The following is a 25622-nucleotide window of genomic DNA, read 5'->3' as shown; positions in this document are numbered from 1 at the left end:
GACTACCCCGCGTCGGCGGCGGGCCGTTCCGACAGGCCCAGCCGCAGGTGCTCGATGTGGTAGATCGCCTCGTCGAGCAGTTGCGCGACGTGGTTGTCGTAGAGGCTGTAGACGATCGAACGGCCGCTGCGGGTGCCGACGACCAGGCCGAGGTTGCGGAGCAGGCGGAGTTGGTGGGAGACCGCGGACTGTTCCATGCCGATCGCGTCGGCCAGTTCGGTGACGGGCAGGGGGCCGTGGCGCAATTCGGTGAGGATCAGCAGGCGGCTGGGGGTGGCGAGGGCCTGGAGGGTGGTCGCGACATGGGTGGCGGCGTCGGCGTCGAGCCGCGCCACCGGGCGGCTGTGGCCCTCGACTCCGTGTCCCATACGGCGGTATGTTACCCGGAATGATACATGAAGACGTGTTCATGTCTTCTGATATGGTCGGTTCGTTCGTTCCGCTACCCCTCGGAGGTGATGTCGTGGTCGCGCCGACGCTCTCGACGACCCGTTCGACCCCGATCGCGCCCACGCCGCCGACCCGGCGCACCCGGCTGTTCGCCCTACCCGAAACACGCTGGGCCGCAACCGCTCTGGCGCTGTTCCTGCTCGGCCTGGCGGCCCAGCTGAGCGACGCTCCCCCGGCGCTGGCGTGGGCGCTGTACCTGGCGTGCTACGCCGCGGGCGGCTGGGAGCCGGGGCTGGCGGGACTGCGGGCGCTGCGGGACCGGACCCTCGATGTGGATCTGCTGATGGTGGTGGCCGCGCTCGGGGCGGCGGCGATCGGGCAGATCACCGACGGCGCGCTGCTGATCGTCATCTTCGCGACCTCGGGCGCGCTGGAGGCGCTGGCCACCGCGCGCACCGAGGATTCGGTGCGCGGGCTGATGGACCTGGCCCCGGAGACCGCCACCCGCGTCGACGCCGACGGCCGCGAGCACCCGGTGCGCGCGGCGGATCTGACGGTCGGCGACACCGTGATCGTGCGCCCCGGCGAGCGAATTCCGGCCGACGCCACGGTGATCGGGGGCGGCGGCGAGGTCGATCAGGCGACGATCACCGGTGAGCCGCTCCCGGTGGACAAGTCCGTCGGCGACGAGGTGTTCGCGGGCACCCACAACGGCACCGGCGTCCTGCGACTGCGGGTGGACCGCCACGCCGGGGACTCGGTGGTCGCGCGGATCGCGGCGCTGGTCGAGCGGGCCGGGCGGACCAAGGCGACGACGCAGTTGTTCATCGAGAGGGTCGAGCAGCGGTACTCGCTCGGCATGGTCGCGGTCACCCTCGCGGTGTTCGTGGTGCCGTTGCTGTTCGGCGATCCGGTCCGACGGGCGCTGTTGCGGGCCATGACGTTCATGATCGTCGCGTCGCCGTGCGCGATCGTGCTGGCGACCATGCCGCCGCTGCTGGCCGCGATCGCCAATGCCGGCCGGCACGGGGTGCTGGTGAAATCCGCGGTGGCGATGGAACGGCTGGGCACCGTCGACCGGGTGGCGTTCGACAAGACCGGCACGCTGACCCACGGCACCCCGGAACTGGTCGAAACCCATTGCGCCGACAGCGATTTCGACGACTCGGAACTCCTGCGCGTGACCGCCGCCGCCGAACACGCGAGCGAACACCCCCTCGCCGCCGCGATCGTGCGGGCCGCCCACTCCGGAGGGCTCACACTGCCACCCGCCGAGGAGTTCACCGCCCGGCCGGGACGCGGAATCTCGGCGATGGTCGACGGCCACCGCATCGCCGTCGGCTCGCCCGCCTCGATGCCCGCCCGCGCCGAGATCGCCACGGTCGTCGAACGCTGGGAGGCGCTCGGCCACACCGCGGTCGTCGTCACCCGCGACGACCGCCCGATCGGCGCTCTGGCCGTGCGGGATCGCCTGCGGCCGGAGGCGATTCGCGCCGTCGCGGCCACCCGGCGGGTCACCGGCCCCACGCCGACCCTGCTCACCGGCGACAATCACACCGCGGCCCAACGGATCGCCGCCGAGGTCGGCATCACCGAATTCCGCGCCGGCCTGCTACCCGAGGACAAGGTGCACGCGGTACGCGAATGGCACACGGCCGGAACACGAGTCGCGGTCGTCGGCGACGGCGTCAACGACGCCCCCGCCCTCGCCGCCGCCCACACCGGCATCGCCCTGGGCGGCGCGGGCTCCGACCTGACCCTGCGCACCGCCGACGCTGTCGTGGTCCGCGACGACCTCACCACCGTTCCGGCCGTACTCGCCCTCGCCCGCCGCGCGCGCCGCACGGTGATCGCGAATCTGGTGGTCGCCGCGTCGTTCATCGGCGCACTCGTGATCTGGGACCTCGTGGGCACCCTGCCGCTACCACTCGGCGTCGCCGGCCACGAGGGCTCCACGATCATCGTGGGCCTCAACGGTTTACGACTGCTCCGCCGCGCCGCCTGGGCGGAGTCGTCGTGAGATCGCTGTTCGCCCGGCGGGACTACCGGCATCTGTTCACCGCGCAACTGGCGGCCCTCGCGGGCACCGGAGCGACCACCGTCGCGCTCGGACTGCTGGCCTACCGGCTGGCCGGGCCCGCGGCGGGCGCGGTGCTGGGCACCGCGCTGACGCTCAAGATGATCACCTATGTGACCGTCGCGCCGCTCGCCTCGGCGTACGCCGTCCGACTCCCGCGGCGCTCGCTGCTGGTGGCGCTGGATCTGGTCCGCGCGGCGACCGTGCTGACGTTGCCGCTGGTGGATCAGGTATGGCAGATCTACGTGTTGATCGTGCTGCTGCAATCGGCGTCGGCGGCGTTCACCCCGACGTTCCAGGCCGTGCTGCCCGACATCCTGCCCGACGAGCGCGACTACACCCGCGGCCTGTCGGCCGCGCAGATGGCGGCCACCATGGAAACGCTGCTCAGTCCGTTGCTGGCGGCGGTGTTGCTGAGCTTCATCGGCTTTCACTGGTTGTTCCTCGGCACCGCGCTCGGATTCCTGGCCTCGGCCGCGCTGGTGGTGACCACCCGCATCCCCGACGCCGCCCGCGCCGCGCGACCCGGCGTGCGCGATCGAACGCTGGCCGGGCTGCGGATCTTCGCGGCGACCCCACGGCTGCGCGGACTGATGGGCCTGAATCTGGCCGTCGCCGCCGCCGGTGCGGTGGTGATGGTGGATACGGTCAACTACGCGCGCGACGTGCTCGGCGGCGATTCGTCGGCGGTGGCGATCCTGTTCGCCGCCAACGGTTTCGGCACCATGGCCGTGGCCCTGACCCTGCCGCGAGTGCTCGATCGGGTGGGTGAGCGCGCGGTGATGACGCTCGGCGCGGCCGTCGCGACGCTCGGCACGGCCGCGGCCGTGGTCATGACGGTCACCCACGGCGGCTGGCCCGCGGCGCTGGCGGTGTGGGCGCTGATCGGCGTCGGCACCGGGATGGTTCTCACCCCGACCGGCCGGATCCTCCGTCGCTCCGCGCACCCCACCGACCGGCCGACGCTGTTCGCCGCCCAGTTCTCCCTGTCCCATCTGTGCTGGCTGGTCACCTACCCGATCGCCGGATGGCTCACCACCACAATGGGTTTCGCGAGCACCTGGATCGTGCTGTCAGCCCTGGCCGCGCTCGGCAGCGCCGTCGCGCTGCGCTGCTGGCCTCGCCGCGATCCGGCGGTCCTCACCCACGTCCACGTCGCCCCCGGCGGCACGCACCGCTACGTGCACGCCCATCCCTTCGTCATCGACGACGAGCACCGGCGCTGGCCCCGCCCCGGGGCGCTCCCGGCCTGAACGACCGACGCCGCCCGCAATCTCGTTGGGCTACAGTCGAACACATGGAGGTTCGACGGTGGTTTCGTCGGCGCGCGATCATCCGGCTGGCGGGCTGCGTCGTGCTGCTGGTCGCGGTGGTCGTGGTGGGGTCGATCGTGTGGATCCGGGTGGCCGCGCGCGGGGGTGAGTATCGAGTCGATGATGTCCCGGCGGCGGAGATCGCGTTGATCCCGGGCGCGCAGGTGTACGGGAACGGGCAGCCGTCGCCGTATCTGGCGGCGCGGCTGGATCTCGGGCGGGAGCTGTTGGCGGCGGGCAAGGTGAAGGCGCTGCTGGTGAGCGGGGACAACGGGACGTCGACCTATGACGAGCCGAGCGCTATGCGCCGGTACCTGGTGAGCAAGGGCGTGCCCGCGGCGAAGATCGCCCTGGACTACGCGGGTTTCAGCACCTACGAATCGTGCGTGCGGGCCCGTCGGATCTTCGGCGTGCGGTCGGCCGTCGTGGTGACCCAGGACTTCAGCCTGCCCCGCACGGTCGCCCTGTGCCGGGACGCCGGGATCGAGACCTCCGCCGTGGCCGACCGCCAACCGCACAACGCCACCTATATCAAGTGCTGGCTGCGGGATCAGCTGGCCGCCACCAAGGCCGTCTTCGATATCGTCACCCACCCCGAGCCGACCTTCCTCGGCAACCAGGAGACCAGCGTCCACGACGCGATGGAGGCGCCCGCGCGGTAGCGGCGCGGGAACGTCGCCGTCGCTCTACCATGCTGGTTGTGGCTCCATCATCGTCCGGAACTCCGGGGCGCTCGACCGGGGACGGGCGGATGCGGGCCCGGGACATCGACCGGGTACACGCGCGCACCGTGCTCGACGCCGCCTTCGACGAGGGCCAGCTCGGCTCCGACGAATACCACGAGCGGTCCGACCGCGCGGCGAGTGCCGCGACGCTGGGCGAACTCGACGCTCTGATCGCGGATCTCCAGCCCAGCGGCGGCATCGACCCCGCCCCGACACCGGGCCGCCCGACCGCCCGGCGCGCCGGGCACTACCCGCCGCGCACCCGCGCCCGCGCCGAGGACCGGGCCGCGGCGTGCGCGCTGCTCGACGCCGCCCTCGGCGACGGACAGCTGTCGGCCGAGGACCATCGCACCCTCGTCGACCTGGCGAACGAGGCGACGACGCTCGGGGATCTCGCCGAATTGACCGACGATCTGCAACGGTCCGCGGACGCGCCCGACGAGCCGCGGCCGCCGCGCTCGAATCGCGGCCGCTGGTACACGGCGGCGCTCACGGTCGCGGTCGTGGCCGTGGGGGTGGCGGGTGTACTCGGCGGCGCGCGCCTCGCCGAGCGCGAGCCGATCCGCGTCGTCGATATCGGCCGAGTCGAGCCGCTCGTGGTTCCCACCCCGAATCTGCTGACGCCGGAAGGGATCTCGGTGTTCCGCGACAGCCTGCGCGCCCGGTTCGGCGATACGGTGGTCGATTCCCTGACCCTCTTCCCGGATTACGCTGTGCTCACCAAAGCCCTTGCGGGACAACCTAATCGCTCGGTGAACTATACCTATCGCGGCGGTTTCGCCGCGGATCGGAACCCGACCACCCGCAAGCCCGACACCCCCACCATCGACCTCGCGCCCCTCGACGCGGCGGCCATCGGGCGGCTGCTGACCCAGGCCCCGGCGACGTTGCAGGTACCGGACGGGACGATCAGCCACCTCACGTTCGACCTGGACAACGGCACACCCCTCGTCCGCATCTTCGCGAGCAACACGTTCAACGAAAGCGGTTACCTGGAGGCCGATTTCGCGGGTGTGGTGCGGCGCACGTCGCCGTTCAAACGATAGGACCGATCATGGCAGGTTCCCGGCACAGCACCCTGCGGGTGCGCGACACCGATCGGGTCGACGCCTGCGCGCTGCTCGACGCCGCGCGCGACGACGGTCAACTCACCGCGGACGAACACGCCGACCGCACCGCGAAGGCCATGCGCGCCAAGACCTTCGGCGATCTGGACGCGCTGGTCGGGGATCTCCAGATCCCGGCGAATCTGGTCGACGCGCCCGTCGTGCGCACCGACCGGCGCGGCCGCTCCCGGCGGCTGCCCGTCGCGCTCGGACTGGTCGTCGCGGCGGGGCTGGCCGGTGGGCTCGTCGGCTGCGTCGCCGAAAAGGCCGGTCCCGGACCGAGTGTGCCCGATATGACCTCCCCCTCCGGCATGGCCACCGTGCTGGCGGCCTACCGCGACCACTTCGGCGACACGATGGTCGACGAGATCACCTTCTACCCGGGCTACACCATGATCGAGCGACCTCGCCCGGGTGATCCGACGAGATCCGAAAGACTGCGCTACAACGGCACTTTCAGCACTTGGGACGACACCTCCCGCGCCAAGGACGCCAAGGCGTGGGATCTCGCCTCGATCGATCTGCCGCGCCTCGCCCGGATCTGCGCGGGCGCCCCGCAGACCCTGCGCGGTCCCGGCGCCTCGATTTCCCACATCGGCATCGAGCGCTCCGCCTCCGGGCAGCCGCCGGAACCGGTGGTCGGGATCTACGTGAACGACCACGGCTGGCTCCAGGCCAGCCTCACCGGCGAACCGCTGGCGATCCACCCGTCCTGACGCTAGGCCACGGCCAGGTCGAACCGGCCCGTGATGTACCCGCCGTCGGCGAACACCCGCGGCAACTGCGCGGCCAGATGATCCGCCAGCGCGAGCCGCACCCCCACGACCGGCCCGTGGCAGGCCAGCACCGACAGCTGATGCACGGTCTGCCCGCCGCGCGGCAGCGCGCCCACGATCAACACCACCGGGCGCTCGAGCCGATCGACCGGCCGACCCAGTTGCACCGCGCGGCGGATGGCGTCGACCACGAGCTGGTGGTGGTCCTCGATCACCTTGGCCCCCGCGCACGTTCCGTCGGGATGATCCGGGTCGAGAATGTGCACATCCCACCCGGCCACCTCGGCGAACGTCCGCAACTCCGCCACCGCGGCCGGACCGTAGGGACGGATCCACGAGTGCGGGCCCTCGCCGGAAACGGGAATCATCGGCCTCTCCTTCTCGCTCGACCGCGTAGGTACAAGTGTTCTCGCGTCGGCGACGGCCAGTGTTACCGTCCCCGACGTCTACGGCGACAGCGGGACACCTGTGGAAGGTCACCACCTACGGCTCCTGAACGCCGGACGCCGCCGCGGGACTTCTCCGTGCGCAAGGCTGCGGGCACCTTTCGACCCGGCCTCGATTCGGTCAAAAGACCAATGTTTCACTCGATATCGGCAAACAACTGGTATACGTTCCGAATCAGACAGATCAGGCGCTTGGCAGAGGCTCGACCGAACGGAGAAGCTCACGGAGGCGTTGTGGTCGTACCCGAACTGTTCACCGCGCCCGCGCGGACCGCGCACGCGGCACCGATCCTGACGTTCACCCCGCTGCGAATGCCCGACGCACAGCTCCGGCTGGATCGCGCCGGGCGCGCGGGCAACGGTCACACCGTGCTGGTGCGCGCGCCCGCGGGCAGCGGAAAGACCGTGCTGGTCGCGGAATGGGCTGGGCGGCAACGACCTTCGACGGCGGTGCGCTGGATCGGTGTCGCCGATATCGGCGACGCCCGGTTGTGGTCCGCGGTGGCCGAGGCATTGCGCCTCGCGCCGCTCGCGCCCACCGGACCGGTTCCCGACACGCCCGTCGAGGAGGCCGCGCGCATCTGCGCCGCGCTGTCGGAATCGGCCGCGCCGACCGTGCTCGTGATCGACGACGCGCATCTGCTCAGCGATCCGCTCGCGCTGGCGGGTCTCGAGTACTTCGTCGAACACGCCCCGGCCACGCTCACCACGGTCGTGATCGGCCGGTTCGATCCGCCGCTGCGCTGGCACGCGCTCCAGATGACGGCCCGGCTCACCCGCATCGAACCGCAGCATCTGCAATTCGACGTCGAGCGCACCGCGGCGCTGCTCGACCAGCACGACTGCCGGTTGACCGACGCCGAACTGGCCGCCTTCCACGAACTCACCCGCGGCTGGGCGGGTCTGGTCCGGATCGGGGCCCTGCATCTGGCCGCGTACGACGGCGATCGCGCCACCGCCATCACCGCGCTCGCCCACGGCCCGCACGCGGTCGCCGACTTCCTGGTCGGCGAACTGCTGGCGGCGCTCGCGCCCGCCGAACTCGACTTCCTGCTCAGCACCGCGGTGCCCGGCGCGTTCTCCGTGGAGCTGGCCCAGCGACTGGCCGGGCCGACGGCCGCTGGGACGCTGGAGACGTTGCTGCGCAACAGTTTTCCGCTCGAGGCGGTGGCCCGCGGCGGCGAGCTCTGGTACACCTGCCATCCGATGTTGCGCGCCTATCTGCTCGCGGAGATCGCGCGCACCGCTCCCGATCGCGCGGCCGCGCTGCACCGCGACTGCGCGCACTGGTTCGCCGAGGCGGGGATGTTGCCCGAGGCGTTGCATCACGTCCTCGCCGAACCGGATCATCCGGCCCTGACGGCGTTCGTGCGCGAGCGCGGGCCGCGCATGGTCTTCGAGGGGGACGGTCCCGCGCTGTGGGAGCGGCTCGAACGCGTGGGACCGCTCGCCGACGACGTCTTCGTCCTGGTGCTGCGCACGGCCGACGCGGTCGAACGCGCCGATCTGGTCGCGGCCGCCGCGCTGGCCGAACTCGTGCGCGACCGTCGCGACACCGAATCCCGGGTCGCAGCAACGGATCTCGTGCACGCGTTCGCCGAGGCGGTGGTGCTCGCCGTCGATCTGGCGGTCCGCCTCGCCGTCGACGCGCCCGCCGGACCACCGCCCGCGACCGGGCACGCGGACATCGACTGCTACATCGCCTTGCAGACCGCGACCGCGCGGCTGTACCGGCCCTCCCCGCGCGGCGACGCGGAACCGGGATTGCGACACGCGCTCGCGCTGGCCCGGAGCGCCGGACTCGATCGGCTCACCATGCAGGCCCTGACCCGGCTCGCGGCCGCGGCGGGGATGCGCGGCGCGCTGGCGCTGATGGATCAGCGGGCCCGGCAGGCCGTCGCCTTCGCCGACGGCCGCGCCCTCGACGACCCCACCGCACCCAGTCAGGCCCGGATCATGATCGCGCTCCTGGTGTATCTGCGGGCGGGCGAGCGGCCCGGTGCGAGTGTCGGGACCGTGCCGAGCACCCAGCGCATCGACGGTTCGATCGCGCCCGCGCCCGGCTGGCACGCCGAGGTCCTGGCCCGGCTGTTCGACTTCGACACCGCGACCGACCGGCACGCCGTCGCGGACGCCCTGCGGCACGGTATGCAGCGGCTGCTCGACGAGGCCGCGCCCGCCGCGACGACGGCCGGGCTGCTGGTCCACGTGACCTGGGTGCTGCTGCGGGTGCGGTGGTACGACGCCGCGCAGCCGCTGCTCGGGCGGGCCCGCGCGGTGCTGGGCCGCATCCCCGAGACCGTGCTCGCCGAGGCCGCGCTCGCCGAGGCCCAGCGCAGTCCGGCCACGACCGCCGAACTGGTCGAGCCGCTGCTCGAGCGGGACGACCAGCTGCATCCGGTGTCGGCGATCCAGGCGTGGCTGCTCTACGCCGCGGCGTGTTCCCGGCTCGACCGTCCCGCCGCCGCGCACGACGCGTTGCGGCGCGCGTGCACCCTCGCCTACACCGATCGGCTGATCCGCCCGTTCCTCGACGTGCCCGGGATCATCGAGCTGCTGGACCAGTACATGGGCCGGTTCGGTTATCTCGACGAGTTCGTCGACGCCATCCGCCGCCGCGGCCGTGCCGAAACCGATTCGCAGGCAACGGAATTGACGACCGCCGAGGTCGCGGTGCTGCGACAGCTGCCCTCCGGGATGACCGCGCACAGCATCGCCGCGGACATGGGCGTGTCGATCAACACCGTGAAGACGCACCTGCGCGGCATCTATCGCAAACTGGGTGTGCGAACGCGGGCCGACGCCATCAGCCGGGCGCGCAGTCTGGGGACGATCTGATCACCCGCTCACCGAACTCCGCCCGCTCACCCGCCAGCAGCACGGTCGTCTCGCAGCGGAACGCCACCACGCCCGCGCCGGTGATGGTCACCTCGGCCAGATCCTCGGCGAGGGTGAGATCGTCGCCGGGCAGGGCGAACAGCGTCACGGTGATCACCCGCGGCGGACTGGCCACGGGCGCGGGGTCGAATACGGTGCCGACCGTGGGACAGCCCGACAGCAGCATGACAGCGGTGGCGAAGTCGGTCAGGGCGGCCCCGGGAACGCGCCGCCCGGCCGCCGCCGCGGCGAGCGCGCCGGGCAGCGTCGGATGTCCGTACGGGGTGGGCGGGAGCGGGGTCTGCCGCCATCGCCGCAGGAATTCCCGGGTCTCGGAGTCACCGCGGCCACGCCAGCGCCGGTCCCCCGCAGCGAGCAAGCGGTCGATCCGGGCCTGCCATCCGGTGGGGTCCTCGACGGCGGCCAGCAGTTGCACCTGACGACACGGAACGCCGATGGGCGGCTCGGCGAGCAGGTGGTCGGTCGGGTAGGTCAGAGTCATCTCGACCTCCGGGAAACGTGGCATGGCGTTCGGCGGAATTTCGAAACGTGGGCCAACTGACCGCCCGCGGATCCGAGTCTGCGCCACCGCGCCCGCCCGGGCATCGCCCGAAAAGGATGATCTCAACATCCGGATACCGGCCGCCGCTCCCGGCTGAGGGCCCCGGAAAAGACAAGACTGCACCTCGCGGGATCCAGGGAATAGCGTCGACCGCGTGACCGGTGAAATGATCATCCTGACCGGGCCGCCGGGGGCCGGGAAGACGACCGTCGCGCGGTTGCTCGCCACCGACGCGGACGCGCCGACCGTGCATCTGACGACCGACGAGTTCTACCGATCGATCCGGACCGGCTTCGTGCCGCCGTATCTGCCCGCCGCGCAACGACAGAACGAGGTGGTGGTGGACGCGATCGTCGCGACCGTCGGCACCTTCGCCCGCGGCGGCTACGACGTGGTGGTCGACGGCATCGTCGGCCCGTGGTTCCTGCCGCCGTTCCGCGGCCTCGCCGACCGGGACCGAATCCCGTTGTCCTACATCGTGCTTCGTCCGGAGTTGGAGATCACGTTGGAACGTGCCCGGACGCGGGCGGGCGCGGAGTTGCGCGACGTCGCGGCCATCACCGGGCTGTACACCGCCTTCACCGGTCTCGGCGAGCTCGAACCGCACGTCGTGGACACGGGCCGGGACGATCCGGCGGCGACGGCCGCCGAACTGCGGGGGCTGCTCGGCTCGGGTACGTTCCGCTTGAGGTGAAGCGCGGAGGATGCGGGGCCGGCAGGGGACGACAACGACGACGACCGGGCCGAGGAGGGCGGTCGTCCCGCCCGACACCCGCACCGCTGTTCCGCCGCCGCGATCGGGCGCAGCTGCTGCTGACCGAACTGCTGTCCCCACCCTCGACGAGGCGTGAGGCGTCTCGCAGCAATCCGAGGGCATTCCTCCCAGCGGCCTCCCAGCATCGCGACCCATTCTGGGTGTTCCCGGCGCGCCGATTCGCGGCTCGCCTCGACACCCTCGACAGGAGCCCGCGATGGCGTCCTCACCCTCGCCCCGCCGAGTCGGGCGCAACGCGACGATCGTGCTGATCGCCGCCGGAGTCGCGGGCACCGCGGGCGTGTCCGCGCTCGCCTACGCCGAGACCCACACCGGCGCCGACAACGGATCGGCGACCACGACCACCGCGCCCGACACCACGACCGGCGATTCCGCTACCGCACCGCAACTCGGCACGGGTTCCGGCCCGGCGCACGCGCGATCGAACGGCTCGTGATGACAACCGGACGTGATGACAACCGGATTCGCCGCCACCGAATGGGCCGTGTGGGGCACGACGGCTCGCCTGGTGGTCACCGACCCCGCCGCGCTGCCCGCCGCCCGCACCCGGATCGGCGACTACCTCGACGTGGTCGACCGCGCGTGCAGCCGCTTCCGCGACGACTCCGAACTCACCCGGCTCGTCCCCCGCGCGGGCGCGCCCACACCGATCGGCCCGGTCCTCGCCGACTATCTCGACGCGGCGCTCACGGTGGCCCGCGACACCGGCGGCGACGTGGACCCGACGGTCGGCGCGGCCCTGGCCGGACTCGGCTACGATCGCGACTTCGCGCTCGTCGCGGCCGAATCCGGCGGCACCGCAACGACATTCGTGCCGCGCGTGGACTGGACCCGGATCGCCCTGCGCGGGCGCACCGTGACCGTACCGCCGGGCGTGCGCCTGGATCTCGGCGCGACCGCCAAGGCCGTCGCCGCCGACCGCTGCGCCCGGATGATCGCCGACGAACTGGGCTGCGGCGCGCTGGTGAGCCTCGGCGGCGATATCGCCACCGCGGGCCCCGGTCCCGACGGCGACTGGCAGGTGCTGGTCCAGGACACCCCCACCGAACCGCCCTGCCGGGTCCGGCTGCCCGCGGGCGCGGCGCTGGCGACGTCGAGTACGTTGCGGCGCCGCTGGTTTCGCGGCGGCAGGCTGCTGCACCACATCGTCGACCCGCGCACCGGGGCGTCGGCCGAACCGGCCTGGCGCACGGTCTCGGTCGCGGCCGACACGTGCCTGGCCGCCAACGCGGAGAGCACCGCCGCGATCGTGCGCGGCCGTTCGGCGCTGGCGGCGCTGCGGCGGTCGAATCTGCCCGCGCGGCTGGTGGATCGGGAGGGACGCGTGGTCACCGTGAACGGCTGGCCCGCCGACGGCGACGGGAGCCGCGCATGACGCACGCCGACGTGGAGCAGGCGCTGTGGGCGTTCGGGCGCGGCAGCGGCGTCGTGGCGCTGATCGTGCTGACCGTGGCGCTGACGGCCGGGATCGCCGCGCGGTCGGGCCGGGCCGTCGTGTTGCCGCGTGCCGGACTGGCCGAATTCCACCGGGGCGCGGCGCTTTTCGCGACCGCGCTGATCGCGGTGCACGTCGTGAGCCTGCTCGCCGATCCCGAGGCGCAGCTGCGGCTGGTGGATGTGGTGATCCCGTTCACGAACGCCTACCGCCCGCTGTGGGTGGGCCTGGGGACCGTCGCGGTCGATATCGCGGCGGCGGTCGTGCTGTCGGCGCTGCTGCGGAACAGGCTGGGGCCGAGGGCTTTCCGGGTCGTGCACTGGGCGGCGTATCCGCTGTGGCCGATCGCGCTGGCGCACGCGCTCGGTTCCGGCACCGACGCCACCCGTGTCTGGATGCTCGCCGTGGCCGCCGCGTGCGCGCTCACCGTAGCCGCCGCCGTCGCCTGGCGGGTGGCAACGGATTTCACCGAATTCCCGCGCACGAGCGAACGGAGTCCGCGATGACCGCTCAACTGAGCCACTTCCCCGGCGTCGGCGCGCCGCCCGGCGCGCACCGTCTGCTTCGAGCCGAAACGCCCGGTCTGCCAACGCACTCCGCCGTGTATGGGCCATTGCCGCGGGTGGGGCGGGAGTTCATCGATGTGGTGGGCGCGGCCGGGCTCACCGGACGCGGCGGGGCCGGGTTCCCGGTGGCGCGCAAGCTCGCGGCCGTCGCCACGGGCCGGGCCCCGATCGTGGTCGGCAACGGCGCGGAGGGTGAGCCCCTCAGCCGCAAGGACGCCGTATTGCTCACCCGCGCACCGCATCTCGTGCTCGACGGGCTGGCGGTGGCCGCCGCTGCCGTCGGCGCGGACCGCTGCCATCTCTACGCCCCGCCCGCCGTCCTCGAACCGGTGCGCCGCGCTCTCGCCGAGCGCGGCGCGGCCGGGTTGGGCCCGCGCGTCGAACTCACCGCGGCCCCGGACCATTTCCTGGCCGGGGAGAAGACCGCGGTCGTCAACCGGCTCGCCGGACGGGCGGCGCTGCCGCGCGATCAGCGGATCAGCACCTCCGAGCGGGGAGCGCGCGGCCGTCCCACGCTCGTGCAGAATGTGGAAACCCTTGCGCACCTGGCCTTGATCGCCCGATTCGGTCCGCACTGGTTCCGGTCGGTCGGCACGCCCGACGAGCCCGGCACCATGCTCGTCACCCTGTCCGGCAGTCCGGTGGGCGGCGTGTTCGAGGTGCCGAGGGGGACGAACCTGCTCGAGATCATCACGCGCCTCGGCCGCACCGATCCCGCGCGGGTGCGCGCGGTCCTGGTCGGCGGCTATCACGGTAGCTGGGTTCCGGCCGCGCGTCTCGGCGCGACGCCCTTGTCCCGCACGGGTCTTCGCGATCTGCGCGCCGATCCGGGCGCGGGCGTCCTGCGGATCCTGACCCGCGACGAGTGCGGTCTGCGCGCGACGGCCGATATCACCGCCTACCTCGCCGCGCAGAGCGCCGGACAGTGCGGTCCCTGCCGCAACGGCCTGCCCCCGATCGCCGGGGCCCTCACCCACCTCGCGCACGGCGGGCCCGGCGACCCCCGTGAGATCGAATACCTCACCGGCCTCGTCGACGGCCGCGGCACCTGCCACCACCCCGACGGCACCGCCCGACTCGTCCGCTCGGCACTGACGGCCTTCGCCGACGACGTCACCCTGCACCGAAAGGGCCTGTGCCACAGCACCTTCGACACCGAACGGACGACCGCGTGACCACCCCCTGGCGACTGCACATCGACTGGACCCGCTGCGAGGGCCGCGGCCTCTGCGCGGAACTCCTCCCCCACACCCTCACCCGCGACGAATGGGGCTACCCCCTAGCCGCCGACCGCCCCGACCCCGCCCTCACCCCCGACCAACTCCCCGCCGCCCACGACGCCGTCACCCTCTGCCCACGCCTCTCCCTCACCCTGCACCCACCCACGCCCTGACGGCCGCCCGACAGCTCGCGACTTCGGCTGGCATCTGGCCCGAAACCCTCACCGCGCCACGATGACCGGACGCTCGGCCGAACCCCTACCGCGCCACAATGTCCCGGCGCTCAGCCGAACCCTCAGCGCGCCAGAATGACCCGGCACTCAGCCAAAACCTCAGCGCGCCAGAATGACCCGGCGCTCGGCCGAAACCCTCAGCGCGCCAATATGCGTCAGCGCTCAGCCAAAAACCTTCACCGCGCCACAATCACCGGGCATTCGGCCAGGTGCAGCAGGGCGGTGCTGGTGGAACCCAGGGTCATTCCGGCGAAGCCGCCGCGCCCGCGACTGCCGACGACCACCAGTTGCGCCGCGGTCGAGCGCTCCAGCAGCGAGCGAGCCGGGCTGTCGCAGCGCACGACGCGTTCCACGGGCACGTCCGGATAGCGTTCGCGCCAGCCCGCGAGGCTTTCGGCCAACAGGGTGTGCTCGGTGTCGCGGATGCCCTCCCATCCGGCGACCGGCAGGTCGTAGCCGCTGGTGTCGCTCCAGGTGTGCAGGGCGATGAGGCCGACCTTGCGGCGCGACGCCTCGTCGAAGGCGACCTCGATGGCGGGCACGCTGTTCTCGGTGCCGTCGACCCCCACGAGGACCGGCTTGTGCGCCCACTCGGGCCCGGTCGCCGAATCCCCGTGCACGACCGCGATGGGGCACCGGGCGTGGCGGCTGATGGCCGTGCTCACCGAACCCAGGACCGCGCGCCGGATCGCGCCGCGACCCCGATTGCCGACCACGATCATGCGCTGCCGCCCCGAACGATCGATGAGGGTAGGGGTGATGAGGTCGAAGGTCAGCTCGGTGGTGATCGCGATCTCGCTGTGCGGCACGGCGTTTCGCGCCACCGCCTCGGCCTCGGCCAGCAGCCGTTCCCCGTCGGCGCGCAAGCAGTCGCGCTCGCTCGCCGCCACCACCGAATCCAACCCTTCCCCGGGCGCGACCCCGTAGGAGGTCAGGATGTGCAGATCGCGGCGATGCAGCGCCGCCGCCACCGCCGCCCACACGACCGCGCGCAGCGCGATCTCGGAGCCGTCGACCGCCACGAGGATCGGGAACCCCGCCCGCCGGGCCAGATAGTCGTCGGTCATGCCGCGCCTCCCGCGAAGTCGTCCGAATCGTCTTCCGTGGTGCCGCTCGAGATCCGCCGATTCCGAGAATATGGGATCGATGCGTTCAATTCGGTCACCGAATTCGGTGGCGGAGGGTATTACCTTGGTCGTGAAGTGAGGACTTTGGACCCTTGCGACGCGGTCCGGGGCCACCAACCGACGCAGGGGAGGCCGCTCGTGACCGACAGCAACAACCCCGCCGACGCCTACTCCGTCCGTGACACCCTCTCCCAGCTCCGGCTGCGGGAGCTGCTCGCGGAGGTGCGCGACCGGATCGAGCAGATCATGGACGCCCGCGACCGGATGGACGGCCTGGTCGAGGCGATGCTGACCGTCACCGCCGGACTCGAACTCGACGACACCCTGCGCACGATCGTGCACACCGCCATCACCCTGGTCGGCGCGCGCTACGGCGCGCTGGGCGTGCGCGGCCACGGCCACGAGCTGACCCGGTTCATCTACGAGGGCATCGACGACGCCCTGCGCGCCCGGATCGGGGATCTGCCGCAGGGCCGCGGCGTGCTCGGCGTGCTCATCGACGAGCCCAAGCCCATCCGGCTCGACAACATCGCCGATCATGTGGCCTCGGTCGGCTTTCCGCCGAACCATCCGCCGATGCGCAGCTTTCTGGGCGTGCCGATCCGGATCCGCGACGAGGTGTACGGAAACCTGTACCTCACCGAGAAATTCGACGGTCAGCTGTTCACCGAGGACGACGAGGTGATCGTGCAGGCCCTCGCGGCCGCGGCCGGGGTCGCCATCGACAACGCCCGGCTCTACGAGTCGGCCCGCGCCCGGCAGGCGTGGATCGCCGCCACCCGCGACATCACCACCGAATTCCTCGCGGGCGCGGACTCCGATCGGGTGCTCGCCCATCTGGTCGACTACGCCCGCCGCTTCAGCGGTTCGTCGCACGCCTTCCTCGCGGTCTGCGACGATCCCGACACGCCCGCGCACGAGGTCGTCTCGCTGCGCGTCGATCAGTGGGACGGGCCCGGCGCCGATCTGGTCGGGCACGAACTGCCGATGCGCGACACCGGGGTCGGCACCGCCCTGCGCGAGCGCACCACGGTGCGCGTCGACACGCCCGAGGCCGCCGCGCTGGGGGCCGAACTGCCCGAGTGCGGACCGGTCCTGCTGCTGCCGCTCTACACCAGTGAGGCCACCGTCGGCGTGCTGGTGACGGCCCGGCCGCGCGACGCCGCGCCCTACGACGACGAAACCCTGGAATTGACAACGGCATTCGCCAATCAGGCCGCCCTGGCCATCCAGCTGGCCTCGGCCCAGGAACGGATGCGCGAACTCGGGGTGCTCACCGACCGCGACCGCATCGCCCGCGATCTGCACGACCACGTCATCCAGCGGCTGTTCGCGATCGGCCTGTCGTTGCAGGGCACCATTCCGCGCAGTCACAAACCCGAAGTGCGCGAACGCATTTCGAACGCGGTCGACCAGTTGCAGGAGGTCGTGCAGGAGATCCGCACCTCCATCTTCGACCTGCACGGCGGCGACCGCCACGTCACCCGGCTGCGGCAGCGACTCGACGACGCGGTGCATCAGCAGACCGCCGATACCGCGCTGAACGCCTCGTTGCGCATCACCGGCCCGCTGTCGGTGCTCGGCAACGAACTGGCCGATCACGCCGAGGCCGTCGTGCGCGAGGCGGTCAGCAACGCCGCACGGCACTCCGGGGCCGACACGCTGGTCGTCACGATCACCGTCGGCGACGACCTCGACATCGTGGTGGAGGACAACGGCCGCGGCATCCCCGCCGACATCACCCCGAGCGGCATGCGCAACATGGCCCGCCGCGCCGAACAGTGCGCGGGCACATTCACCGTCTCGCCCGCCGCCCTCCCGGGCCCCCGCGGCCCCGGCACCCGCTTGCACTGGGCCGTTCCCCTGCGGTGACGGCGGTGGGTCCCGATGGTCCCGATGGCCCCATCCGACAGGGACCAACGGCCCCCATCGACACGGCGGAAGTCCATAGCCCTGCCCGGGGCCCGGCGGGATGCTCGGGTCATGACGACGAGCGACTCCCCCACGACCACCGCCGTCCCCGACCATCGGACCCTGCTGGCGGTCATGCGACTCGCCGTCCGCGCCCCCTCCGTGCACAACACCCAACCGTGGCGCTGGCGCTTCGACGGTGCCCGGCTGCACCTGTACTCCGACCCGGATCGGGTGCTGGCCGCCGCGGATCCGCACGGCCGTCAGCGCACGATCAGCTGCGGCGCGGCGCTGCATCACGCGCGGACCGCGTTCGCGGCGCGCGGCTGGCACACCGACACCGTCCGGCTGCCCGATCCCGCGCAACCGGATCACTTGGCGGTCATAGACTTTCGGCCCTGGCCCGATCCCCCGCCCGGAGTCCTCACCCGCGCCGAGGCGATCGAACGCCGCCGCACCGACCGCCTGCCGATGCTCGCGCCGCGCGGCTGGAGCGGTGAATTCGTCTCGGGGCTACGGCGATTGGCGAACCCGCACGACATCGAATTCGACGTCCTCGGCGACGACGCCCGGCCGCGGCTGGCGGCGGTCTCCGAACACGCCGACGCCGCCCGCCACGACGACATGATGTACCAGCACGAATTACAGTGGTGGACAGGCAATTCCGAGCCCCCCGAGGGCATCCCGACCGACGCGCTGGTCTCCCACGCCGAACAGAGCCGCGTCGACGTCGGCCGCGCCTTCCCCGCCGCACAGCATTCGGCCCGGCGCGCCGACCTCACCGACGCGGCCCGGCTGGCGGTGTTCAGCACCGAGGAGGACGCGCCGCCGCGGTGGCTGCGCACCGGCGAGGCGCTCTCGGCCGTCCTGCTCGAGGCCACGGCCGCCGGGCTGGCGACCTGCCCGGTCACCCACATCACCGAACTTCCGGCGGGCCGGCGCACGGTGGCGACGCTGCTGCCGCACGAGACCGTGCCGCAGGTCGTGCTGCGGATCGGGACCGCGCCCGAGGGCGAGCAGCGCCCGCCGACGCCGCGTCGCCCGCTGGCGGAGGTGTTCGAGGTACGCTCGAGCTGAGGCCGAGCAGGACGACCGAGGATCACCCACCTCTTCTCCCGATTGGACGCCCGCCATGATCACCGTGTTCCTGGTCGACGACCACGAAATCGTGCGCCGGGGCCTCCAGGACCTCCTCGACAGCGACCCCGAACTCACCGTCGTCGGCGAGGCCGGAAACGTGGCCGAGGCCCTCGCCCGCATCCCCGCCCTACGCCCCGACGTGGCCGTCCTCGACGTCCGCCTCCCCGACGGCAACGGCATCGAACTCTGCCGCGAACTCCTCTCCCGCGTCGAGGACCTGCACTGCCTCATCCTCACCTCCTTCACCGACGAACAGGCCATGCTCGACGCCATCCTCGCCGGAGCCAGCGGCTACGTCGTCAAGGACATCAAGGGCATGCAACTGGCCGACGCCATCAAAACCGTCGGCACCGGCCGCTCCCTACTCGACAACCGCGCCGCCGCCGCCCTCATGGACCGCCTGCGCCGCGCCACCGAACCCGAGGGCCCCCTCGCCACCCTCACCGAGCAGGAACGCAAACTCCTCGACCTGCTCGGTGACGGCCTCACCAACCGCCAGATCGCCGAACGCATGTTCCTCGCCGAGAAGACCGTCAAGAACTACGTCTCCCGCCTCCTCGCCAAACTCGGCATGGAACGCCGCACCCAAGCCGCCGTCTACGCCACCAAACTGCACGGCACGCAACGACTTTCGCGGTGAGCGCGGTCAGCGCTTCCGCACGATCGTGATCGGGCAGTCCACCGACTGCGCCAGCGCGGCGCTGGTCGAGCCGAGCAGCATGCCGGTGAACCCGCCCCGCCCGTGGCTGCCGACCACGACCAGCTGAGCGTCCTCGGCCGCCTCGAGCAGGGCGCGAACGGGCCTGTCCGGCACCAGGATTCGGCGCACCGGCACCTCCGGATATTGTTCCGACCACCCCGCCAGGCTCGCCGAGAAGTCGGCGGCCGCCCGCTCGTGCAGCACGTCGTCCCAGCCGATGATCGGCACCTCCCGCCCCATCGCGGCATCGCTCCAGGCGTGCAGCGCGGTGACGCCGACCTTGCGCCGCGACGCCGCCTCGAAGGCCAATTCGATGGCGGGCACGCTGTTCTCACTGCCGTCCACGCCGACCAGCACCGGTTTGTTCGCGGCCACCGGATCGGTGGGCGACCAGCCGCGCACGACGGTCACCGGGCAGTGCGCGTGCCGGGTGACCGCGGTGCTGACCGAACCGAGCAGCCCGCGCCGCAGCGCGCCGTGCCCGCGGCTGCCGACCACGATCATCGCGGCGACACCGGACTGTTCGAGGAGTACGGGAATGATCGGGTCGAAGGTCACCGCCGTGGTGATCGCGACGGCATCGGGCGCGGCGGCGCGCGCGACGCGGGTGGCCTCGGTGACGATGCGCTCCCCGTCGGCGTGCAGATCGTCGATATTGCTCTCGCTGAGCATGACTCCCGGACCCCACCCCGCCGGGACGTGCACATACACCGAGGCGATCAGGTGCAGGGCGCGGCCGTACAGGGCCGCCTCGGCCGCGGCCCACCCGACCGCGTGATAGGAGACCGCCGATCCGTCGACGGCGGCGACGATCGTATCCGAATCGATCCGCTGCGGGACCCCGTGCTCGGCCATCAGGCCCTCCTCATGATCGGTGTTCCGGGCGACGAATTCCGAACCGATGGAGCAGGTGATCTTCTCCGATGCTAGCGAAAGGGGGCGAGGTCGCCGGAACGCCCGTCACCGGCACGCCGGGTCGCGAACTGCGATAGAGTCGCTCGACCGCCGCCCGCACGGAAAGCGACGTCGTGACCGAATCGATCGATTTCCGGATGCTGTTCGAGGCGTCGCCCGCCTTGTATCTGGTGCTGCGGCCGGATCTGCGCATCGCGGCCGTGAGCGACGCCTACGCGCGGGCGACGATGACCGCGCGCGACGAGATCGTCGGGCGGCACGTCTTCGACGTGTTCCCGGACAATCCGGACGATTCCGCCGCGGCGGGCGTGCGCAACCTGCGCGCGTCGCTGGACCGCGTGGTCCGCGAACGGATCGCCGATTCGATGCCGGTGCAGCGCTACGACATTCGCCGCCCGGACGGCACCTACGAGACCCGCTTCTGGAGTCCGTCCAACTCCCCGGTGTGCGCCGACGACGGCGCGCTGCGGTACATCATCCACCGCGTGGAGGACGTCACCGAATTCGTCCGGCTCCAGAGTTCCGGGGCGGAGCGGCGGCGGATGGAACAGGAGGTCTTCGCCCGCACGCAGGAGGTGGCCGAGGCCAGCCGCCGCCTCAAGGAGGTCAACGCCGAACTGGCCGAACTGTACGCGCGCACCAAGGAATTGGACGAACTCAAGAGCCAGTTCTTCGCCACCGTCAGCCACGAACTGCGCACGCCCTTGACGCTGATCCTGGCCCCGGTGCGCAAGCTGCTCGACGCGGCACCGGCCGGGGATCCCGTCCGCGCGGATCTCGAGCTGATCGCCCGCAACGCCCGGCTGCTGCTGCGGCAGGTGAACAATCTGCTCGCCGCGTCGCGGCTGGAAGCCGGTGCGGTGCAACCGAATTACGCGCGCGTCGACGCCGCCGAACAGGTGCGGCTCGCGACGGCGTTCTTCGAGTCGCTCGCGGTGGACCGGGGCGTGGAGTTGGTGGTGCGCACCGCGCCGGTGCGGGCCGAACTCGATCCCGAACATCTCCAGCAGATCCTGGTGAACCTGTTGTCCAACGCCTTCAAGTTCACCGCGGCGGGCGGCGTCGTGCGGTGCGCGCTGCGGGCGGCGGCGAACCGGCTCGTCGTCGAAATCGCCGACAGCGGACCGGGAATCGACGCCGCGCACCGCGCGCTCGTCTTCGATCGCTTCCGGCAGGTCGACGGCGGCCCCGCCCGCGCGGTCGGCGGCACCGGGCTGGGTTTGAGCATCGTGCGCGATCTGGTCGCCCTGCATCGGGGGACCATCGAGATCGGCGACGCGCCCGAGGGCGGCGCGTTGCTGGTGGTGGACCTGCCGACCCGCGCCCCGGCCGGTACGCCGGTGCGGGCGGACGCCGCGATCCGGCTGTCGGACGAGCGGTCCGCCGAGGCCGTCGCGGTGCTCACCGACCTCGCCCCGACCGTCCCCGACGCGCCGCCCGACACCGCCCGGCCGCGCTCACGGCCGCTGGTCGTGGTGATCGAGGACAACGCCGATCTCAACACTCTTGTCCGCCAAGCCCTTTCGGCCCGCTACGAGGTGGCGGCCGCGCTCGACGGGTTCGCCGGGCTGGAACTGGCCCGCGCGCGCAAACCCGATCTGATCGTCTGCGACATCATGATGCCCCGGCTCAGCGGCGACGACCTGCTGATCCGGGTGCGGGCCGACCCGATCCTGGCGACCACGCCCGTCCTGATCCTCAGCGCCCGCGCCGACGACGCCACCCGGCTGGCGCTGCTGCGCGCGGGCGCCAACGACTATCTGGCGAAACCGTTCGGGCTCGACGAACTTCAGGCGCGGGTCGACAATCTGGTGAACCTGAGGCTCACCGAGGAACGGCTGCGCGCGCTGGGCATCGCCGGGGAGCGGGAACGGATCGCGCTGGAACTGCACCGCACGGTGACGCGGCGGCTGTTCGCGATCGGCTTGCAGCTCAGCGGGATTCGGTCGATGGCCCGCGTGCCCGTGGTGGGACAGCGCATCGATGCGGCCGTGGCGGAACTGGATTCGGTGATCGGCGAGATCCACCACACCGTCAACGAACTCGATCCGCCCGCCGCGGACCGGGTCGCCTTCCGGGCGGGTCTGCTCGACCTGTTCGGGCAGTGCGCCGAACATCTGAGGGCGCGGTCGGAGGTGTCGTTCGCGGGAGCGGTCGACGCGCTCGACCGCGAACTCACCGATCCCGTGCACGACGCGGTGCGCGAACTGATCGCCGACATCGCGGGCCGCGCCACCGCGACGGCCCTGTCGCTGCACGCGACCGTGAGCGCCGCCGATCTGGTCGTCACCGTGGCCGAGACGACCCGCGCGAGCGCGGCGTCCGCGCGGGCGGGCGTCGATCGGTTGCTGCCCGGATCGTTGACCGCGCTCGGCGCGACCCTGGCCGTCGCCACGCCCGCGCCCGACACGACGACTTGGACGTGGACGGTGCCGATCAGCAGCGCACGCCGGTGACGGCGAACCGCTCCACCTCCGCGACGTGCCCGCCAGTGGAGACGGCGACGGTGAGCACGCCCGGGCAGCCGCCGGGGAACTTCACCGTCGCCGACCACGGCACATCCGTACCACCGGCCGGGGTCGCGGACGCCTCGGCGAGCGGCTGGGCGCGGCCCTGCGTCCGGATCTGCACGCGCAGGCTCTCGTCGACGCCGGTGATCCGGCCGCCGACGGTGACCGGCGAGGTGACCGGCGCGCCGTAACCGGGTTTGTTCAGCGTCAGCGTGCCGTCCTCGGTGCCGACCACCTCCCACGGCCGGTCCGCGCCCGCGCCGATCCGGGCCAGGTGGACGACCGCCGCGGTCACCGTCGCCCCGCTCGGGTTGTCGAATCCGACACTCACCCAGGCCTCGTCGCCGCGCACATCGGTCTTCACGATCTTGTCGACGTCGCCGTAGCCGAGGTAGTCGCGGGTGAACATGCGCGCGGTCGCGCCCGCGTCCAGATGCCACGGCTGGTGTCCGCCCGGGTTCGCCTCCCGCTGCCAATCCACCGCCTCGTCGACACCGTCGAACGGCCACAGCGGCTGATACCCGAAATCCGTTGCGGCGACGGCGGTTTCGGCCGGAGACGGCGCGCCGTCCGCGAGCGGCGCATTGTCCGCGCTCGACGGCGTGCCGGTGGCCGCCGGTTCGTCGGCCGTGCCGGTCTGCCACACGAGCAGTATCACCGTGGCCACGGCCAGCACGAGCGCGACGAGCACGATGATCCAGGGCACGAGCGAGAACCGTTGCGGTGTGGGACTTTCCGATGTCACGACGACGCGACCAACCTTCAGCTCGTGATGCCCGATGTCGACTGACCAGGATGCCACAAGGCCCCGGACGACCGGAAAACACGTCCCCCATCGTCGTCGGCGGGCGGCACCCTCGTGATCGCGATGGGGGTCAGCGGCGGACCGGGTAGCGCAGATGCACCGCGCGCAATCCCGGCACCACGACCGGATCGTCCAGCACCTGATGGCCGCGGGTGAGCGCGCCGAAGTACGGGATGCCGTCGCCGAACAGCACCGGCACGAGACTCACGCACACCTCGTCCACCAGGCCGAGATCCAGCGCCTGCTGCGCGACGGTCGTGCTCGAGACGACGACATCCTTGCCGTCGGCGATCTCGAGCGCGCGGGCGATCCCGGCCTCGACGCCGTCCACGAATGTCGTTCGCGGCCAGCGGGATACGTCGTCCGGCGGCTGATGGGTGACCACCACGACGGGCGCGCCCACCGGATGCCGATCGCCCCAGCCGTCGGTGATGTCGAACAGATGCCGTCCGCACACGAGCGCACCGGTCTTCCCGAACAGCTCCTCGAGCATCCCGGCGCCAGCGGCGTCGACGTGGAAGGTGACGTTCGGATTGGGCGTCGGAATCGTCACGTCCCCGGCGTCGTACCAGTCGAACAACTCGCCGACCTGGTCGTCCCGGTCGGCGATGAAGCCGTCCAGCGACATCGTCATATGGGTGAGCACGCTGCCCATGGCGGGCCTCCTCGGGAATCGGTGTGGTCAATGTGTCGACCGGGCCGGAGGACGAAACTCATCGGTCCCCGCGGCCCGCGACGCCCGGGAAGGACGAATTGCTACCGTACTTAGCGATGGTAAAGAAGTCCGAACCCGGTCGCGGACGCACCGCCGCGGTCATCGTGCTGTTGGGCGCGCTCACCGCGGTCGGGCCGCTCGCGATCGATATGTACGTGCCCGGGTTCCCGCAGATGGGCCGCTCGCTCACCGCGAGCGACACCGGAATCCAGTTGTCGCTCACGGCTTTTCTCGCGGGCATGGTCGTCGGCCAGCTGCTCCTCGGGCCGATCAGCGACAGTCTGGGGCGTCGGCGGCTGCTGCTGGGCGGGACCGTGCTGTTCGCGGTGCTGTCGCTGGCGTGCGCGCTCGCGCCGAACATCGTGCTGTTCAACGGGTTCCGGTTCCTGGAGGGGGTCGCGGGCGCGGCCGGGACGGTGCTGGCGCGGGCCGTGCTGACCGACCTGTTCCACGGACCCCGGCTGCCGGGCTACTTCTCGCTGCTGGCCATGGTGCTCGGCGTGGCCCCGGTGATCGCGCCGGTGATCGGGACCGCGATCCTGTCGGCCGGGACGTGGCGCACGGTGTTCGTGGTGCTCGCGGCGTTCGGGCTGGCGTTGTTCGTGGCCGTGCTGTGCACGCTGCCCGAATCGCTGCCGCCCGCCGAGCGGCACACCGGCGGCTTCGGCGGCACCTTCCGGGCGATGGGCGGGCTGCTGCGGAACCGGGCCTTCGTCGGGTGCGGGCTCACCCTCGGGTTCGCGGCGGCGGCGCTGTTCTCCTACATCGGCAGTTCGAGTTTCGTGTTCCAGGACGTGTACGGCACCTCGGCCGCGTTCTACGGCATGGTCTTCGCGGTCAACGCCGGGGGGATGATGGCCGCGAGCGCCCTCTTCGGCGCGCTGTCGCGGCGTTTCGCGGTGCCCGTGCTGCTGGCCGCCTACTGCGCGCTCGCGGCGAGCGCGGCGGCCGTCCATGTGGCGCTGGTGCTCACCGTCGGCGGGAACGCGGCGATCACGTGGGTGTGCCTGTTCTTCACCGTCGCGGGCGTGGGCGGCGTCTTCCCCGCGAGCATGACGCTCGGGCAGACGCTGGGCCGTCCGGCCTCCGGCGCGGCGTCGGCGCTGCTCGGCGGGGCGCAGTTCCTCTTCGGCGCGCTGGCCTCGCCCGTGGCGGGGGCGTTCGGCGGGCACAGCGCGCTGCCCATGGCCGCGGTCATGCTGGTCGTTCTGGCCTGCGGCGCAGCGGCTTTCACGACTCTCGTACCGCTCGGCCGGAATACGGGCGCGGCCGCGGCCGAACTCGAGCGGAGCTGAGCG

24 protein-coding genes are annotated in these 25622 nt (G+C 71.9%); 17 read left to right on the top strand and 7 right to left on the bottom strand.

Going from position 1 to position 25622, the window contains the following annotated elements; translation table 11 throughout:
• Positions 1 to 2 precede the first annotated feature (2 nt).
• Positions 3 to 368: an ArsR/SmtB family transcription factor gene (locus ACFYTQ_RS05505; protein WP_387357434.1), complete on the bottom strand. Its 366-nt coding sequence runs from the start codon at positions 366 to 368 to the stop codon at positions 3 to 5.
• Positions 369 to 463: 95 nt separating this feature from the next.
• Here ACFYTQ_RS05505 and ACFYTQ_RS05500 point away from each other — a divergent pair, with 95 nt between their 5' ends.
• The 5 genes from ACFYTQ_RS05500 to ACFYTQ_RS05480 are packed head-to-tail and all read left to right on the top strand — an operon-like array spanning position 464 to position 6327.
• Entirely contained in the window at positions 464 to 2410 is a 1947-nt protein-coding gene (locus tag ACFYTQ_RS05500) for a heavy metal translocating P-type ATPase (protein ID WP_387357433.1), read from the top strand.
• Positions 2407 to 3720, top strand: coding sequence for an MFS transporter (locus tag ACFYTQ_RS05495; RefSeq protein WP_387357432.1), 1314 nt, complete (start codon positions 2407 to 2409; stop codon positions 3718 to 3720). The genes ACFYTQ_RS05500 and ACFYTQ_RS05495 overlap by 4 nt, the downstream gene beginning before the upstream one ends.
• Before the next feature lie 44 nt (positions 3721 to 3764).
• A complete protein-coding gene (locus ACFYTQ_RS05490) occupies positions 3765 to 4442 on the top strand; it encodes a vancomycin high temperature exclusion protein (protein WP_387357431.1) in 678 nt (225 codons plus the stop codon).
• A 38-nt stretch (positions 4443 to 4480) separates the two neighbouring features.
• Positions 4481 to 5551 (top strand): DUF1707 domain-containing protein, encoded by a 1071-nt coding sequence (locus ACFYTQ_RS05485; protein ID WP_387357430.1) that lies wholly within the window; start codon positions 4481 to 4483, stop codon positions 5549 to 5551.
• Positions 5552 to 5559: 8 nt separating this feature from the next.
• A complete protein-coding gene (locus ACFYTQ_RS05480; protein WP_387357429.1) occupies positions 5560 to 6327 on the top strand; it encodes a DUF1707 domain-containing protein in 768 nt (255 codons plus the stop codon).
• Positions 6328 to 6329: 2 nt separating this feature from the next.
• On the opposite strand, the gene ACFYTQ_RS05475 is transcribed toward ACFYTQ_RS05480, so the two are convergent.
• Complete coding sequence (locus ACFYTQ_RS05475) at positions 6330 to 6755, bottom strand: hypothetical protein (protein WP_387357428.1); 426 nt, start codon at positions 6753 to 6755, stop codon at positions 6330 to 6332.
• 312 nt (positions 6756 to 7067) lie between these two features.
• Here ACFYTQ_RS05475 and ACFYTQ_RS05470 point away from each other — a divergent pair, with 312 nt between their 5' ends.
• Positions 7068 to 9671, top strand: a complete 2604-nt coding sequence (locus ACFYTQ_RS05470; protein WP_387357427.1) for a LuxR C-terminal-related transcriptional regulator — start codon at positions 7068 to 7070, stop codon at positions 9669 to 9671.
• Here ACFYTQ_RS05470 and ACFYTQ_RS05465 read toward each other — a convergent pair.
• Positions 9640 to 10212, bottom strand: a complete 573-nt coding sequence (locus ACFYTQ_RS05465; RefSeq protein ID WP_387357426.1) for a hypothetical protein — start codon at positions 10210 to 10212, stop codon at positions 9640 to 9642. The genes ACFYTQ_RS05470 and ACFYTQ_RS05465 overlap by 32 nt on opposite strands.
• A gap of 214 nt (positions 10213 to 10426) precedes the next feature.
• Here ACFYTQ_RS05465 and ACFYTQ_RS05460 point away from each other — a divergent pair, with 214 nt between their 5' ends.
• From ACFYTQ_RS05460 to ACFYTQ_RS05435, 6 genes are all read left to right on the top strand, one after another.
• Entirely contained in the window at positions 10427 to 10966 is a 540-nt protein-coding gene (locus tag ACFYTQ_RS05460; protein ID WP_387357425.1) for an AAA family ATPase, read from the top strand.
• Positions 10967 to 11243: 277 nt separating this feature from the next.
• Entirely contained in the window at positions 11244 to 11483 is a 240-nt protein-coding gene (locus ACFYTQ_RS05455; protein WP_387357424.1) for a hypothetical protein, read from the top strand.
• Between the two features lie 15 nt (positions 11484 to 11498).
• Positions 11499 to 12422: an FAD:protein FMN transferase gene (locus ACFYTQ_RS05450; protein ID WP_387357423.1), complete on the top strand. Its 924-nt coding sequence runs from the start codon at positions 11499 to 11501 to the stop codon at positions 12420 to 12422.
• The gene (locus tag ACFYTQ_RS05445) at positions 12419 to 12988 is read left to right on the top strand and encodes a ferric reductase-like transmembrane domain-containing protein (RefSeq protein WP_387357422.1); all 570 of its coding nucleotides are present in this window, start codon (positions 12419 to 12421) and stop codon (positions 12986 to 12988) included. The genes ACFYTQ_RS05450 and ACFYTQ_RS05445 overlap by 4 nt, the downstream gene beginning before the upstream one ends.
• On the top strand, positions 12985 to 14223 hold the full coding sequence (locus ACFYTQ_RS05440; RefSeq protein WP_387357421.1) for an NADH-ubiquinone oxidoreductase-F iron-sulfur binding region domain-containing protein: 1239 nt from the start codon (positions 12985 to 12987) through the stop codon (positions 14221 to 14223). The genes ACFYTQ_RS05445 and ACFYTQ_RS05440 overlap by 4 nt, the downstream gene beginning before the upstream one ends.
• On the top strand, positions 14220 to 14441 hold the full coding sequence (locus ACFYTQ_RS05435) for a ferredoxin (RefSeq protein ID WP_387357420.1): 222 nt from the start codon (positions 14220 to 14222) through the stop codon (positions 14439 to 14441). Before ACFYTQ_RS05440 ends, ACFYTQ_RS05435 begins: the two co-directional genes overlap by 4 nt.
• 236 nt (positions 14442 to 14677) lie before the next feature.
• On the opposite strand, the gene ACFYTQ_RS05430 is transcribed toward ACFYTQ_RS05435, so the two are convergent.
• A complete protein-coding gene (locus ACFYTQ_RS05430) occupies positions 14678 to 15568 on the bottom strand; it encodes a universal stress protein (protein ID WP_387357419.1) in 891 nt (296 codons plus the stop codon).
• A gap of 198 nt (positions 15569 to 15766) precedes the next feature.
• Between ACFYTQ_RS05430 and ACFYTQ_RS05425 the strand changes: the two genes are divergently transcribed.
• The 3 genes from ACFYTQ_RS05425 to ACFYTQ_RS05415 all read left to right on the top strand — a co-directional run bounded on the left by ACFYTQ_RS05425 (position 15767) and on the right by ACFYTQ_RS05415 (position 19319).
• Positions 15767 to 17500, top strand: coding sequence for a GAF domain-containing protein (locus ACFYTQ_RS05425; RefSeq protein WP_387357418.1), 1734 nt, complete (start codon positions 15767 to 15769; stop codon positions 17498 to 17500).
• Positions 17501 to 17611: 111 nt separating this feature from the next.
• Complete coding sequence (locus tag ACFYTQ_RS05420) at positions 17612 to 18616, top strand: Acg family FMN-binding oxidoreductase (protein WP_387357417.1); 1005 nt, start codon at positions 17612 to 17614, stop codon at positions 18614 to 18616.
• A gap of 55 nt (positions 18617 to 18671) precedes the next feature.
• Complete coding sequence (locus ACFYTQ_RS05415) at positions 18672 to 19319, top strand: response regulator (protein ID WP_387357416.1); 648 nt, start codon at positions 18672 to 18674, stop codon at positions 19317 to 19319.
• A gap of 6 nt (positions 19320 to 19325) precedes the next feature.
• Here the strand turns inward: ACFYTQ_RS05415 and ACFYTQ_RS05410 are convergent, their stop codons facing one another.
• Positions 19326 to 20234 (bottom strand): universal stress protein, encoded by a 909-nt coding sequence (locus ACFYTQ_RS05410; protein WP_387357415.1) that lies wholly within the window; start codon positions 20232 to 20234, stop codon positions 19326 to 19328.
• Positions 20235 to 20407: 173 nt separating this feature from the next.
• Between ACFYTQ_RS05410 and ACFYTQ_RS05405 the strand changes: the two genes are divergently transcribed.
• On the top strand, positions 20408 to 22750 hold the full coding sequence (locus ACFYTQ_RS05405; RefSeq protein WP_387357414.1) for an ATP-binding protein: 2343 nt from the start codon (positions 20408 to 20410) through the stop codon (positions 22748 to 22750).
• Here ACFYTQ_RS05405 and ACFYTQ_RS05400 read toward each other — a convergent pair.
• Both ACFYTQ_RS05400 and ACFYTQ_RS05395 read right to left on the bottom strand, forming a co-directional pair.
• Positions 22731 to 23549, bottom strand: coding sequence for a hypothetical protein (locus ACFYTQ_RS05400; protein ID WP_387357413.1), 819 nt, complete (start codon positions 23547 to 23549; stop codon positions 22731 to 22733). The genes ACFYTQ_RS05405 and ACFYTQ_RS05400 overlap by 20 nt on opposite strands.
• Positions 23550 to 23679: 130 nt before the next feature.
• The gene (locus ACFYTQ_RS05395; protein ID WP_387357412.1) at positions 23680 to 24264 is read right to left on the bottom strand and encodes a dihydrofolate reductase family protein; all 585 of its coding nucleotides are present in this window, start codon (positions 24262 to 24264) and stop codon (positions 23680 to 23682) included.
• 116 nt (positions 24265 to 24380) lie between these two features.
• Between ACFYTQ_RS05395 and ACFYTQ_RS05390 the strand changes: the two genes are divergently transcribed.
• Positions 24381 to 25619 (top strand): multidrug effflux MFS transporter, encoded by a 1239-nt coding sequence (locus ACFYTQ_RS05390; RefSeq protein WP_387357411.1) that lies wholly within the window; start codon positions 24381 to 24383, stop codon positions 25617 to 25619.
• The last annotated feature ends 3 nt before the right edge of the window (positions 25620 to 25622 follow it).

The organism is Nocardia sp. NPDC004068, assembly GCF_042874315.1.
Lineage (GTDB): Bacteria > Actinomycetota > Actinomycetes > Mycobacteriales > Mycobacteriaceae > Nocardia.
Note: the sequence above shows the minus strand (reverse complement) of the source record. Positions and strands in the feature narration are given on the sequence as shown.

Coding starts and splice junctions, on each gene's coding strand:
- ACFYTQ_RS05505 (WP_387357434.1), bottom strand. CDS start 368: ATGGGACACGGAGTCGAGGGCCACAGCCGCCCGGTGGCGCGGCTCGAC.
- ACFYTQ_RS05490 (WP_387357431.1), top strand. CDS start 3,765: ATGGAGGTTCGACGGTGGTTTCGTCGGCGCGCGATCATCCGGCTGGCG.
- ACFYTQ_RS05480 (WP_387357429.1), top strand. CDS start 5,560: ATGGCAGGTTCCCGGCACAGCACCCTGCGGGTGCGCGACACCGATCGG.
- ACFYTQ_RS05475 (WP_387357428.1), bottom strand. CDS start 6,755: ATGATTCCCGTTTCCGGCGAGGGCCCGCACTCGTGGATCCGTCCCTAC.
- ACFYTQ_RS05465 (WP_387357426.1), bottom strand. CDS start 10,212: ATGACTCTGACCTACCCGACCGACCACCTGCTCGCCGAGCCGCCCATC.
- ACFYTQ_RS05455 (WP_387357424.1), top strand. CDS start 11,244: ATGGCGTCCTCACCCTCGCCCCGCCGAGTCGGGCGCAACGCGACGATC.
- ACFYTQ_RS05450 (WP_387357423.1), top strand. CDS start 11,499: ATGACAACCGGATTCGCCGCCACCGAATGGGCCGTGTGGGGCACGACG.
- ACFYTQ_RS05445 (WP_387357422.1), top strand. CDS start 12,419: ATGACGCACGCCGACGTGGAGCAGGCGCTGTGGGCGTTCGGGCGCGGC.
- ACFYTQ_RS05440 (WP_387357421.1), top strand. CDS start 12,985: ATGACCGCTCAACTGAGCCACTTCCCCGGCGTCGGCGCGCCGCCCGGC.
- ACFYTQ_RS05430 (WP_387357419.1), bottom strand. CDS start 15,568: ATGACCGACGACTATCTGGCCCGGCGGGCGGGGTTCCCGATCCTCGTG.
- ACFYTQ_RS05420 (WP_387357417.1), top strand. CDS start 17,612: ATGACGACGAGCGACTCCCCCACGACCACCGCCGTCCCCGACCATCGG.
- ACFYTQ_RS05415 (WP_387357416.1), top strand. CDS start 18,672: ATGATCACCGTGTTCCTGGTCGACGACCACGAAATCGTGCGCCGGGGC.
- ACFYTQ_RS05410 (WP_387357415.1), bottom strand. CDS start 20,234: ATGGCCGAGCACGGGGTCCCGCAGCGGATCGATTCGGATACGATCGTC.
- ACFYTQ_RS05395 (WP_387357412.1), bottom strand. CDS start 24,264: ATGGGCAGCGTGCTCACCCATATGACGATGTCGCTGGACGGCTTCATC.
- ACFYTQ_RS05390 (WP_387357411.1), top strand. CDS start 24,381: ATGGTAAAGAAGTCCGAACCCGGTCGCGGACGCACCGCCGCGGTCATC.